At 69.1% G+C, this 12,651-nt stretch carries 13 protein-coding genes; 9 read left to right on the top strand and 4 right to left on the bottom strand.

The features are described from left to right. Nucleotides 1–73 precede the first annotated feature (73 nt). The 3 genes from NE2_RS13460 to NE2_RS13470 all read left to right on the top strand — a co-directional run bounded on the left by NE2_RS13460 (nt 74) and on the right by NE2_RS13470 (nt 3,029). Nucleotides 74–1,000, top strand: coding sequence for a metal ABC transporter solute-binding protein, Zn/Mn family (locus NE2_RS13460; RefSeq protein WP_084494012.1), 927 nt, complete (start codon nt 74–76; stop codon nt 998–1,000). Between the two features lie 230 nt (nt 1,001–1,230). Beyond that, nucleotides 1,231–2,073 (top strand): metal ABC transporter ATP-binding protein, encoded by an 843-nt coding sequence (locus NE2_RS13465; protein WP_063026293.1) that lies wholly within the window; start codon nt 1,231–1,233, stop codon nt 2,071–2,073. Further along, a complete protein-coding gene (locus NE2_RS13470) occupies nt 2,070–3,029 on the top strand; it encodes a metal ABC transporter permease (RefSeq protein ID WP_084494013.1) in 960 nt (319 codons plus the stop codon). The genes NE2_RS13465 and NE2_RS13470 overlap by 4 nt, the downstream gene beginning before the upstream one ends. Before the next feature lie 10 nt (nt 3,030–3,039). Here NE2_RS13470 and NE2_RS13475 read toward each other — a convergent pair whose 3' ends face one another. Then, nucleotides 3,040–3,960: an HhH-GPD family protein gene (locus tag NE2_RS13475; protein ID WP_063026232.1), complete on the bottom strand. Its 921-nt coding sequence runs from the start codon at nt 3,958–3,960 to the stop codon at nt 3,040–3,042. Between the two features lie 98 nt (nt 3,961–4,058). Between NE2_RS13475 and NE2_RS13480 the strand changes: the two genes are divergently transcribed. Both NE2_RS13480 and NE2_RS13485 read left to right on the top strand, forming a co-directional pair. Continuing rightward, entirely contained in the window at nt 4,059–4,682 is a 624-nt protein-coding gene (locus NE2_RS13480) for a carbonic anhydrase (RefSeq protein WP_030517314.1), read from the top strand. A 148-nt stretch (nt 4,683–4,830) separates the two neighbouring features. Continuing rightward, a complete protein-coding gene (locus NE2_RS13485; RefSeq protein WP_063026233.1) occupies nt 4,831–5,487 on the top strand; it encodes a hypothetical protein in 657 nt (218 codons plus the stop codon). A 36-nt stretch (nt 5,488–5,523) separates the two neighbouring features. Here the strand turns inward: NE2_RS13485 and disA are convergent, their stop codons facing one another. The 3 genes from disA to NE2_RS13500 all read right to left on the bottom strand — a co-directional run bounded on the left by disA (nt 5,524) and on the right by NE2_RS13500 (nt 8,946). After that, nucleotides 5,524–6,627, bottom strand: a complete 1,104-nt coding sequence (disA, locus tag NE2_RS13490; protein ID WP_063026234.1) for a DNA integrity scanning diadenylate cyclase DisA — start codon at nt 6,625–6,627, stop codon at nt 5,524–5,526. A 134-nt stretch (nt 6,628–6,761) separates the two neighbouring features. After that, on the bottom strand, nt 6,762–8,165 hold the full coding sequence (gene radA / locus NE2_RS13495) for a DNA repair protein RadA (protein ID WP_030517317.1): 1,404 nt from the start codon (nt 8,163–8,165) through the stop codon (nt 6,762–6,764). A gap of 52 nt (nt 8,166–8,217) precedes the next feature. Continuing rightward, the gene (locus NE2_RS13500) at nt 8,218–8,946 is read right to left on the bottom strand and encodes a copper chaperone PCu(A)C domain-containing protein (protein WP_063026235.1); all 729 of its coding nucleotides are present in this window, start codon (nt 8,944–8,946) and stop codon (nt 8,218–8,220) included. Nucleotides 8,947–9,218: 272 nt separating this feature from the next. Between NE2_RS13500 and carD the strand changes: the two genes are divergently transcribed. The 4 genes from carD (at nt 9,219) to cysS (ending at nt 12,615) form a co-directional block, all read left to right on the top strand. Continuing rightward, nucleotides 9,219–9,707: an RNA polymerase-binding transcription factor CarD gene (gene carD / locus NE2_RS13505; RefSeq protein ID WP_019931623.1), complete on the top strand. Its 489-nt coding sequence runs from the start codon at nt 9,219–9,221 to the stop codon at nt 9,705–9,707. A gap of 10 nt (nt 9,708–9,717) precedes the next feature. Continuing rightward, nucleotides 9,718–10,494, top strand: coding sequence for a 2-C-methyl-D-erythritol 4-phosphate cytidylyltransferase (gene ispD, locus NE2_RS13510; protein WP_228817559.1), 777 nt, complete (start codon nt 9,718–9,720; stop codon nt 10,492–10,494). 14 nt (nt 10,495–10,508) lie between these two features. Continuing rightward, entirely contained in the window at nt 10,509–10,991 is a 483-nt protein-coding gene (gene ispF / locus NE2_RS13515; RefSeq protein ID WP_063010212.1) for a 2-C-methyl-D-erythritol 2,4-cyclodiphosphate synthase, read from the top strand. A gap of 238 nt (nt 10,992–11,229) precedes the next feature. Beyond that, nucleotides 11,230–12,615, top strand: coding sequence for a cysteine--tRNA ligase (cysS, locus tag NE2_RS13520; RefSeq protein ID WP_063026236.1), 1,386 nt, complete (start codon nt 11,230–11,232; stop codon nt 12,613–12,615). Nucleotides 12,616–12,651: the final 36 nt, after the last annotated feature.

Consider the following 12,651-nt stretch of genomic DNA (forward strand, 5'->3'; position numbering starts at 1 on the left):
TGTTCGTGGTGCGGTTCACATCCCGGCCGGTCCGATCGATGGGGTCCGGGCCCGCCACATACGCTACATTTAAATGGAAATCGTTTCCGTTAAGAGCTCGTGTGCAGGAGTACCCCGCGTGATCAGAAGTCTCGCCGCTCGAATCGCTGTCGTCACGCTGGGGATCACCACCGCGGTCACGCTGGCCGCCTGCTCGGGATCCTCGGATTCGGGGAAGCCGAAAATCGTCGCCTCCACCGATGTCTGGGGCAGCGTCGCGGCGGCGGTCGGGGGGCCCGACGTCGAGGTGAAGTCGATCATCGACAGCCCGGCCGTGGACCCGCACTCCTACGAGACCAGCCCGACCGACGCCGCCGCGATCCGCGATGCCGCCCTGGTTGTCTACAACGGCGGCCACTACGACGAGTTCGTCGAGAAGGCGGCCGCCGGGCGCACCGAACCCAGCATCGCCGCCTTCGACCTGCGCTCGGCCGCGAACGACGAGAACGAGCACGTCTGGTACGACATGAAGACCGTCGACGCGGTGACCGGGCGGATCGCCGACGAACTCGGGCGCATCGCCCCCGAGCACAAGCAGGCCTTCGCCGACCGTGCCGCCGGGTTCCGCGCCCAGCTGGCGAATATCTCGGCGATCACCGCGAAAGCCGCCGCCGCCCATCCGAAAACGCCCGTACTACAGACCGAACCGCTCGCGCACTATCTGCTGCTGGCCGCCGACACCGACGACCGCACCCCGCACGCCTTCGAGGAGGCGATCGAACAGGGCACCGATCCCTCGCCGGCGGATCTGGCGGCGGTGCGAGACCTGTTGACCGGCAAGCAGGTTCGTGCGCTGGTCTACAACATCCAGACCGAGGACAAGACCACGAAGGATGTCGCCGCGACCGCGAAATCCGCGGGTGTGCCGATCGTCGAGGTCACCGAAACCCTCCCGGCGAACACCGATTTCGTGAAGTGGCAGACCGACAACGCGACGGCGCTGGCCGCCGCGCTCGGCTGAGGGAGGTAGTGATGGCGGGACGCACCCGAACCGAAGCGCCGGAATCCGCCGGCAGCGGAGCCGACACACTCTCCGGCGACGGCCGCACCGATACGGACGGCGACCAGCGGACCCGGCCGACCGCCGACGACAACCCGGATACGGCGGCCCGGCCCGGCTCTGTTGCGAGCTCGACCCGTCTCGACGGCGCGGAGTGCGCGTTCTGCGAGGAGACCGGCGAGGCAGCGACGATTCCCGCGACCACATCAGCGGCGGCCACGGCGACACCCGCGGTATCGCTGCGTGGTGCGAGCCTGGCGTTCGGGCCGCGCACGCTCTGGGAGGGCCTCGATCTCGATGTCGCGCCCGGCGAATTCGTCGCGGTGCTGGGACCCAACGGATCCGGTAAGACCTCGCTGCTGCGGATGCTGCTGGGGCAGCTCGCGCCGAGTGCGGGGACGGTCGAGGTGAGCGGGGCGCCCGCGCGGCTGGGCAATCCGCGTATCGGCTATGTGCCACAACAGAAGACGATCGATGCCGGTGTGCAACTGCGCGGGATCGATCTGGTCGGACTGGGCGTCGACGGGCATCGCTGGGGCCTGGGCTGGCGCGGCCGGGGCGAACGCCGGCGCCGGGTCGCCGACGCCATCGCCCAGGTGGGAGCCGAGCATTTCGCGAACGCACCGCTGGAATCGCTGTCCGGCGGTGAGCAGCAACGCTTGCGGGTGGCGCAGGCACTGGCCGGTGATCCGCGCGTGCTGCTGTGCGACGAACCGCTGCTGAGCCTGGATCTGGCCAATCAGCGGCTGGTGTCCGAACTCATCGATCGCCGCCGCCGCACCCACGACACCGCGGTGCTGTTCGTGACGCACGAGATCAATCCGATTCTGCCGCTGGTGGATCGGGTGCTGTATCTCGTGGAGGGCAGGTTCCGGATCGGCACACCCGACGAGGTGATGTCCTCGGAGGTGCTCTCGGAGCTCTACGGCACCGAGGTCGACGTGCTGCGCGTCCGCGGCCGGCTGGTGGTCGTCGGCACCGGCGACGAAATCGATGCACTGGGCACCCACCACACCGAGGGAGCCGGCGAATGAACGAGAAACTCTCCGACGTCCTCACCAAGATGCTGGATCTGCACACCACCGCCGACCTGCTGTCCTACGACTTCGTGCAGCAGGCGGTGCTCGCGGCGGCCCTGCTGGGACTGCTCGCCGGGGTGATCGGGCCGCTCATCGTGAACCGGCAGATGTCGTTCGCCGTGCACGGCACCAGCGAACTCTCGCTGACCGGTGCCGCGGCCGCGCTGCTGGTCGGCATCGGCGTGGGCGCGGGGGCGATCGCGGGATCGGTGATCGCGGCGGTCATGTTCGGTCTGCTGGGTTCCAAGGCGCGCGAACGTGATTCGGTGATCGCGGTGGTGATGTCGTTCGGGCTCGGCCTGTCGGTGCTGTTCCTCTGGCTGGGGCCGAGTCGCGCCGGATCGAAGTTCTCCCTGCTCACCGGGCAGGTGGTCAGCGTCGGCGGCACCGGTCTCACCTCGCTCGCGCTCTGCACCGTCGGCGTGCTGGCGGTGCTCGCGTTCATCTATCGCCCGTTGCTTTTCGCCAGCACCGACCCGGAAGTCGCGGTGGCGCGCGGGGTTCCGGTGCGCGCGCTCTCGGTGGTGTTCGCGGTGCTGCTCGGCGTGACCGCTGCCTTCGGGGTGCAGATCGTCGGCGCCCTGCTGGTGCTGTCGCTGCTGATCACCCCCGCAGCGGCCGCCGCCCAGCTCACCGCGAGCCCGCTGCGAGCGACGCTGCTGTCGGTGCTGTTCGCCGAAATCGCCGCCGTGGGCGGGATTCTGCTGTCCCTGGCGCCCGGCGTCCCGGTCTCGACCTTCATCACGACCATCTCGTTCGTGATCTACCTGGCCTGCCGGTTCATCGGCCGCCCGGTCGTGAACGCGCGCCGTCGGACGGCAGCGGTCGTGCGCGTGGAGGAGTCGCCCGGCTCGCCGCAGCCGGTACTTCCGGCGAACCCGTCCGTCGCCGCCGAGGCCGCAACGAAATAGACCGCCGAATTCAGTTCGCGCCGCTCTCGCCGGCCAGCGCGAACAGCCCCTCGGCGGTCTGCTCGATCAAACCGTCGACGAGCAAGGAATCCAGTGCCCGGTCGCGCTGGCCCGGATCGCGGGTCCAGGCCAGGTCGAGAGCCACGCGTTCGACCGGTCCGGTGGCCGCGCGCAGCACGTCCAGGAGGCGGCCGCGAGCCTGTCGATCGGTGCCGTCGTATTTCTGGGTACGGCGCACCACATCGGATGCCGGACGACCGGATGTGACCCACGTGCAGCGCGGCAGCGGGCAGCGCTCGCAGTCGGGAGTGCGAGCGGTGCAGACGGTGGCTCCCAGTTCCATCAGCGCCGCGGAGAAGACCGCCGCCCGGTCGGTCCGGACCGGCAGGAGGGCCTCGGTGTCGGCCAGATCGCGAGCGCGCGGATTGCCGGCCTCGGCGCGGCCGTGCACCGCACGGGCGACCACTCGGCGAACATTGGTGTCCACCACCGGAACTCGCTGCCCGTAGGCGAAACAGGCCACCGCCCGCGCGGTGTAGGCGCCGATGCCGGGCAGGGTGAGCAGCACCTCGACATCGTCGGGCACCACGTCGCCGTATTCGGCGGCGAGCACCCGGGCGCATTCGTGCAACCGCAGGGCACGGCGCGGATATCCGAGTTTGCCCCACGCACGCAGCACCTCGCCGGGCGAGGCGGCGGCCATCGCCGAGGGCACCGGCCAGCGCCGCACCCATTCTCGCCAGATCGGCTCCACCCGCACCACGGGCGTCTGCTGCAGCATGATCTCGCTCATCAGGATCTGCCAGGCGCTCACGCCGGGCCGCCGCCAGGGCAGGTCCCGGGCGGACTGCTCGTACCAGTCGATCAGAACGTCGCTGTCGACGCCCGCGACCTGGTCGCGCGTGGTCTCGCTCGCCGCCTTCGAGCTCACGACATCACCGCCGTGCCCGCCCGCCGGTGATCCGAAATTTGCCCACGTGTAGCCAATCGGACTCGCCGGTAGCCCGCAAGCTGTGGAAAATGGGACGCATGCCTCATACCAACCCGATCAGTGCCTGGAAGTCTCTCCGCGAGGGTAACGACAGGTTCGTCAACGGCACACTGCAGCACCCCAGCCAGGGCGCCGCCGACCGCGCCAAACTCGTCGGTGGCCAGCAGCCCCGGGCCATCCTGTTCGGGTGCGGCGACTCCCGCGTCGCCGCCGAGATCATCTTCGACCAGGGCCTCGGCGATATGTTCGTGGTCCGCACCGCCGGCCACGTCGTCGACGAGTCGGTGCTGGGCTCGATCGAATACGGCGTCGCCATCCTCAACGTGCCGCTGATCGTGGTCCTCGGACACGACAGTTGCGGCGCGGTCCGCGCGACCATCGACGCCCTCGACGACGGCAACGTGCCCGGCGGATTCATCCGCAGCGTGGTCGAGCGCGTATCGCCGTCCATCCTCACCGGCCGCCGCGACGGACTCACCGAAGTCGACGAACTCGAGGCCCGCCACGTGCAGGAGACCGCGCGCCTGCTCACCGATCGCTCGAAGATCGTCTCCGATCGGGTCGACAGCGGACAGTGCGCGATCGCCTGTGTGAACTACAAGCTTGCCGACGGCCGCGCGCAGTTGCACAAGGTGATCGGCGATATCGGCGAAACAGTCTGAACCACAACGGTTCTCACACGGTGATCGCCGGGTGCCCGCACCGCCGCGGAAGGCGGCGCGAAAATGTACCCGGCGTCACCGCCATTTCGGCGCCGACACGCCGCGTACCTGAGCGGAACGGCACGATCGTGCCCTTACCGTTGTTGCCGTGCTGGAACCGAATGGACCGCTGCCGCCGGAGATCTACTGGCGTCGCCGCCTGCTCGCCATCGGCGCGCTGATCGTCGCGCTCGCTCTGGTCATCTGGCTGGCGCTGATGTTGCTGCGCGGCGGCGGGGACGACAAGGACCCCAAGGCCGCGGGGGCGACCTCCACCACCTCCGCGAAGGCGGGCGGATCCACCACCGCCGATCCCAGCGGTTCGAAGGCGCCGGCCTCGGGCACCGTCAATTCCACGGCCAGCGGCATCCCCGCACCGTGCCCGGATCAGTCGCTGGCGGTGAAGGTGACCGTCGGCCAGCCGACCTACAAGGCCGGTGATCAGCCGGTGTTCACCATCGTGCTCACCAACATCTCCACCGCGGGCTGTACTCGGGATATGGGTTCGGGCCTGCAGCAGGTGTGGGTGCAGTCGCTGGACGGCCAGCGCAAGCTGTGGTCGAACACCGATTGCGATCAGGGCGGTCCGGCCGATCTCCGCACGCTCAACGGCGGCCAGCAGGCGGCGTTCACTCTCACCTGGTCGGGCACCACGTCCCAGCCGGGTTGTGCGGGCGATCGCGTTCCGGTGCCGGCCGGCGGATACGCGGTGGTGGCGCAGTTCGGTTCGGTGCGCAGCGCGCCGGAGACCTTCAACATCGCCTGACTCACCGGCTCGAAACCGGTAGCGCCCGAAGCCGGTTCAGACCGTGCCGGATTCCGCCGATCGCACCGCGCCGGATTCCGACAGCCGGGACAGTCCCTCGCGGATCTGCCGGGCCAGATGCGCATCGATACCGTCGACGCCCTCGATATCCGAGGCGCTCGCCGACACGAGGCCCGACAGCGAGCCGAATGCGGCGATCACGGGTTCGGCGCGGCGCAGCGGCACCCGCGGAATCTCGGCCAGCACCCGATATCCGCGCGGGCCCACGGCGGTGTCGAGGGCCTCGTATGTCGCCGGAAAGCCCAGTGGCGGAGCGAGATTGGTGAGTTCGAGCAGATCCACCTCGAGCAGCCCGTCGAGCGCTGCCAGCGTGCGGTCGACCATCGCGTCGTCGACCGGTTCGGTGCGGATGTAGTCACGGACCAGCAGGCGGCGCAGGGCCTCGGTGTTGCCGACGAGTTCGGCCAGTTGCAGCGCCAGCTGTCGGCCGTCGACGCCGAGTTCGGCCACGTCGGAACTGATTTCGCGCGCGACGCGGCGGACCAGCTCCAGGCAGTGCACCACCGCCAGCACATCGCGCACCGTGGCGCAGTCGTTCAACTCCACCAGCGACAGTTGCCGGGTGGTCTCGTCCAGGCGCGAACGGTAGCGCTCCAGCGTCGCCATCGCCTGATTGGCGCGCGACAAGATGGTCTCCGAGGTCTGGATCGGATGCCGGTGCCCGTTGAGATAGACGGTGACGATGCCCGTCGAGCGGCTCACCGACACCACCGGATAGCCGGTCTGCGCGGCGGTGCGCTCGGCCGCCTTGTGCCTCGTGCCGGATTCGGTGGTCGGCAGGCCGGGGTCGGGAACCAGATGGACATTGGCGCGGCGGATACGTGCGCCGTCGGTCGAAAGCACCACGGCGCCATCCATTTTCGACAGCTCACGCAGCCGGGTCGGCGAGAATTCGACGTCGAGTTCGAATCCGCCGTCGCAGATGCGCTCCAGTTCCTCGTCGTAGCCGAGCACGATCAGCCCGCCGGTGCGGGCACGCAGGATCCGGTCGATACCGTCGCGCAATTCGGTGCCCGGCACCAGCCGGGCGATGGTGGAACTCAGACCGGGGTCACCAGCGGCCTCGACCGCCTCGGCCACGGGCGCCCCATCCGTCGCAGCCACCCCATCTGCCGGAGTTACCCCATCCACGGTGGCCGGCACGTCCGCTGGAGTCACGAACCTGCGGCGCGGCGCGGGACGGCCGAGCAGGTGTGTCACCCAACGGCCCGGGATCATTCCACAGCCTCCACACGCTCGCGTCGTCGCTTCGACAAACCACTCGAGGCGAGAGCCGCACGAACACTCGCGACCTCGTGCACCTTCATTCCGATGCCGGACAGGTCGGTTCCGGGCGGTACCAACGCCTCCGTGAAACCTAGCCGCTCGGCCTCGCGCAACCTGCGCCCGACCCCCGTGACACGCCGGACCTCACCGGCGAGGCCGACCTCGCCCAGCACCACCATGCCCGCGCGCAGCGGAATATCGCGTTCGGCGCCGGTGATCGCTACCGCGACGGCCAGATCGGCGGCGGGCTCGGTCAACCGCATTCCGCCGACCGTGGCGGCGTAGACGTCGTGCTTGCCCAGATACACACCGCAACGGCTCTGCAGCACCGCGAGCACCATCGAGACGCGGTTGTAGTCCAGACCGCTCACCGCGCGTCGCGGGGCGGGTACCTGGGTGGATACGGTCAGCCCCTGCACCTCGCCGAGCAGCGGCCGCTTACCGTCCATCGCGACCGTGATCGCGGTCCCGGGAACCTGATCCGCACGGTGATGCAGGAACAGCCCGGACGGATCGCTCACCCCGGCGATGCCGTCGTCGTGCAGTTCGAAACAGCCCACCTCGTCGGCGCTGCCGAAGCGGTTCTTGATGCCGCGCACCATGCGCAGGGTGGAGTGTTTGTCGCCCTCGAACTGCAACACCACATCCACCAGGTGTTCGAGGGTGCGCGGCCCGGCGACATTGCCGTCCTTGGTGACGTGGCCGACCAGTAGCACCGCGATACCGCTCGCCTTGGCCAGGGAGGTCAGGGCCGCGGTCACCGCGCGCACCTGGGTCACACCGCCGATCACCCCGTCCGCGTCGGCGGCCAGCATGGTCTGCACCGAATCGACCACGAGCAGCGTCGGCCGGACCTGATCGACATGGCCGAGAATCGTGGCGAGATCGGATTCGGCTGCGAGATAAACCCTTTCGTGCACCGCCCCGGTCCGGTCGGCGCGCAGCCGCACCTGCCCGGCGGACTCCTCGGCGGTGACGTAGAGCGCGCGCTCCTCGCGCTCCCGGGCCCAGCGGTGGGCGACCTCGAGCAGCAGCGTCGACTTGCCCACGCCCGGCTCACCCGAGAGCAGCACCACCGATCCGGGCACCACCCCGCCGCCGAGGACGCGATCCAGTTCCGCGACACCGGTGGGCCGGGCGCGGGTGACCTTCGAGTCGATGGTCGAGATGGGCGCCGCGGCCGTCGAGGGCAGCAGCGCCCGGCGCCCGGCGGCATGCGCTCCCGCCCCGGCGCCGGCCGACACCACCTCGTCGACGGTTCCCCATTCGTTGCACCCCGGGCAGCGCCCCACCCATTTGGCAACCTCGTTCCCGCATGCCGAGCAGCGGTACAGCGATTTCACCTTGGCCACGTGCGCAGCCTAAATAGGGGGGCCGACATGGGCCGGTGCGCAGGGGCGAGCCTCAGTGGCCGCCGTGCTCGGCGACCGTCGCGCCCTCGTGCCGCGGGGTGTTCGGGCCGGCGTCGACGGGCACCTGCACCTGCACGGTGCCGGCGTTCTTGAAGTTGAAGGTGACGCCGTAGGTCAGCCCCGGCACGATGTCCTTGGTCAGTCCGGTGATCTCGACCAGGATCGGATGCGCGTTCGGGTCGGCCGGCTGATCGGGCGAACCGGCGCCCTCCTGGCGCGGCGAGGCGCTGCGCTCCGGTGTGGGCGTGGCGGGCGAGCTGGTGGGTTGCGCGGCGCCGGTGGTCGGCGAGGCGTTCTCGGCGCCCGCCTGGGCGGCCTTGGCGGCCTCCGGGCTCGCGGCGACGACCGTCTGGCCCGGGACCAGTTCCGGCGTGGCCGGGGTGATCTTCACCTGGCCGAGGTCGGTGGTGATGCTGACCAGCTGGTCGGTCTTGGACGAGCCCTCGTTGATCGCGCTGAACGCGACGACGGACTTGCCGCCCTTGGCGTTGGTGTACTCCTCGGACTGCGGCAGCAGGATGCGCACGTCACGCAGCGCCACGTTGCCGATGGTGGCCGCGCTGCCGTTGACGGCGGGCACCTGACCCGCGGTCTGCGAGATCTGGCCGGCACCGCATCCGGACAACGCCAGCGCCGCACCGGTGGCCAGCGCGGCAACAGCGATTGCGCGCCGCGACACCTTGGTCACATTCGACGCTGTGGTGGCTTTCAGGGCAGTCACGGGTTGTCCTCCATGTCGACCGGCTCACTCCACGATGGAGAGTAGTAGTAGGCAGCGTAGTAGTTCGCAGGGTGGTCGGTGTGGACCGGTCCGGTGTAATGTTCCGCGGCGACCCGCGAGCCGCGTATCCCGTTCTGCCGCAACGGGATGCACACGCATCGCGATCTGTCAAGCCCCAAGGTCGGCCTGTTGTGGCCCCTGACCTGCGCCGTTGATCGCGGCGTTATCGAGTCGCATGTTAAACTGTGAACATCGAAAGGGGCACGGGACACATGATTTTTAAGGTCGGAGACACCGTCGTTTACCCCCACCACGGAGCGGCGCTGATCGAAGCAATCGAGACTCGCACCATCAAGGGTGTTCAGAAAGAGTATCTGGTCCTGAAGGTCGCTCAAGGCGATCTCACCGTTCGGGTTCCCGCAGAGAACGCGGAGTACGTCGGCGTCCGCGACGTCGTCGGCCAGGAAGGTCTCGACCGAGTCTTCCAGGTGCTACGCGCTCCGCACACGGAGGAGCCGACGAACTGGTCTCGGCGGTACAAGGCCAACCTCGAGAAGCTCGCCTCCGGCGATGTGAACAAGGTGGCCGAGGTCGTCCGCGACCTGTGGCGTCGGGAGCAGGACCGCGGCCTGTCCGCCGGCGAGAAGCGGATGCTGGCCAAGGCCCGGCAGATCCTGGTCGGTGAGCTCGCGCTCGCCGAGGGCACCGATGACGTCAAGGCCGAGACCCTGCTCGACGAGGTTCTCGCCGCGGCCTCCTGACCGCATCGCCTTGACGCTCAACTCCCGCCGCGTTGTGGCATTGGTTCCTGCCGCCGGTCGGGGCGTTCGCCTGGGTGAATCGACACCCAAGGCATTCGTCCCGGTCGGCGGCAGTCCCATGCTCGTACACGCAGTAGACGGTCTGATCACGTCCGGGGTCGTCGACCGCATCGTGATCATGGCGCCCATCGAGATGATCGATGCGGCCCGGGAACTGCTCGCCGCCCGTGCCCACGCGGCCAGCTCGATACCGGTCGATGTGGTGGCCGGCGGCGTAGAACGCACCGACTCGGTCCGTGCCGGCCTGGCCGCCGCCCCGGAAGCCACCCATATCCTCGTGCACGACGCGGCCCGCGCCCTGACGCCGCCGTCGCTGATCGCGCGGGTCGTGGGCGCGCTGGACGCCGGTCATCGCGCGGTCGTCCCCGGTATCCCGGTGGCCGACACCATCAAGGCAGTCGACGCGGCCGGTGATGTGACCGGGACACCGGACCGCTCCGGACTGCGGGCGATCCAGACTCCCCAGGGCTTCGACGCCGCGCTGCTGCGCGAGGCCTATGCGGTCGACCTGCCCGCCACCGACGATGCCGGCCTCGTGGAGGCGATGGGCGCGACCGTCTCGGTGGTTCCGGGCGATCCCCTGGCCTTCAAGATCACCGGCCCACTGGATCTGCGACTCGCGAACGCGCTGGTAGCGGACGACTCGGCCGCCGCGGGCGGGGCTTCCGGCGCGGCGAGCGCCGAGACCGCGATCACCGCGGCGACCCGGGCGGCGGTGACCGGATGACCGATCTCACCGCGCTGCGCACCGGCATCGGCAGCGATGTGCATCCCATCGAGCCCGGCCGGCCCTGCTGGATGGCCGGACTGCTGTTCGAGGGCGACGACGGCTGCTCCGGACATTCCGACGGCGATGTGGCCGCCCACGCCCTGTGCGATGCGCTGCTGTCGGCCGCCTGCCTGGGCGATGTCGGCGCGGTCTTCGGCACCGGACGTCCCGAGTGGGAGGGCGTCTCCGGCGCCGCGATGTTGACCGAGGTACGGCGCCTGCTCGCCGAATCCGGATATCGGATCGTCAACGCGGCGGTGCAGATCATCGGTAATCGCCCCAAAATCGGGCCGCGACGCGCCGAAGCGCAAAAAATACTCGGCGAATTACTCGACGCCCCGGTTTCGGTATCCGGTACGACGTCCGACGGTCTGGGGCTCACCGGCCGTGGGGAGGGAATCGCCGCGGTCGCGACCGCACTACTCGTGCACGACGGGCGATGTAGTACCGCGTAACCGCAGTCGGCGATTCGGTGCGTATTTATCGTTCGCGCCGATCGACCGCGGCGAACTCGGCGCCGGCCGCCGTATTCGCATCCGCGCCGGGCGGCCGCACCGTCGGCCCCACACTCGCTCCGGAAACATGCCCCGCCGAATCCGTTCCGGACCCGCGGTGTCATCGCATTCGATGGACCGTGGACCATAGGAGGGGCCCACCCATACCGTTGTTCAACAAGCCTTAGGATGGCTGGTCGTGACTCTGCGCCTGTTCGACACCGCGACGCGGACCCTGCGGGATTTCACCCCGCTGGTCCCTGGACGTGCGTCGGTGTACCTGTGTGGCGCCACCGTGCAGGGCGAACCCCATATCGGGCACGTCCGCAGCGGCGTCGCCTTCGACGTGCTGCGCCGCTGGCTCACCGCGAACGGCTACGACGTGGCCTTCGTGCGAAATGTCACCGATATCGACGACAAGATCCTCGCCAAGGCCGCCGCGGCGGGCCGCCCGTGGTGGGAATGGGCCGCGACGCACGAACGCGCCTTCGACCGCGCCTACGAGGCGCTCGGGGTGCTGCCGCCGTCGGTGGAACCACGGGCCACCGGGCACATCACCCAGATGGTCGAGATGATGCAGCGGCTCATCGACCGCGGCCACGCCTACGCGTCGAGCGGCAACGTGTATTTCGATGTGCGCAGTTATCCGGAATACGGTGCGCTGTCCGGGCACAAACTCGAGGATGTGCAGCAGGGCGAGAGCGCCGGCGAGGGTAAACGCGATCCGCGCGATTTCACGCTGTGGAAGGCCGCGAAACCGGGCGAGCCGACCTGGCCGTCGCCGTGGGGACCCGGGCGTCCGGGCTGGCATCTGGAATGCTCGGCGATGGCCGAGTTCTACCTCGGGCCCGAATTCGATATCCACTGCGGTGGTATGGATCTCGTTTTCCCGCACCACGAGAACGAAATCGCCCAATCCCGCGCCGCCGGAGACGGATTCGCGCAGTACTGGCTGCACAACGGGTGGGTGACGCTCGGCGGCGAGAAGATGTCGAAATCGCTCGGCAACACGCTCTCGGTGCCGAATATTCTCGCCCAGGTGCGGGCCGTGGAATTGCGGTTCTATTTGGGCAGTGCGCATTACGCGTCGATGCTCGAATATTCCGAGCAGGCGCTGCGGGATGCCGCGCAGACCTATCAGCGACTCGAGGCATTCGTGCAGCGCACCGTCGAGCGGGTGGGTGAGGTCGCGGTCGGGAAATGGACCGACACCTTCGCCGAGGCGCTGGACGACAATCTCGCGATCCCGAAGGCCCTGGCCGAGATTCATCGCGTGGTGCACGAGGGCAATCGGGCGTTGGAAGCGGGCGCGTGCGAATCGGCGCGCGAGGCCGCCGGACAGGTCCGGGCGATGCTCGGAATCCTGGGCGTCGATCCGCTGGATGCGCACTGGGCCGGCCCGAAGGACACCTCGGCGGCCGAATCCGCGCTCGACGTCCTGGTGCGGGCCGAACTCGAACGCCGCCAGCAGGCCCGCCGCGAAAAGGATTGGGCCACCGCCGACGCCGTGCGCGACCGGCTCGGCGCGGCCGGAATCGACGTCGTCGACACTCCCGGTGGCTCGGATTGGTCGCTGGCCAAATGATTCTCTCAGCGAAGCCTGCTGATCGGGTGCGGGTGT

Source organism: Nocardia elegans NBRC 108235, from assembly GCF_001612845.1.
Taxonomy (GTDB): domain Bacteria; phylum Actinomycetota; class Actinomycetes; order Mycobacteriales; family Mycobacteriaceae; genus Nocardia; species Nocardia nova.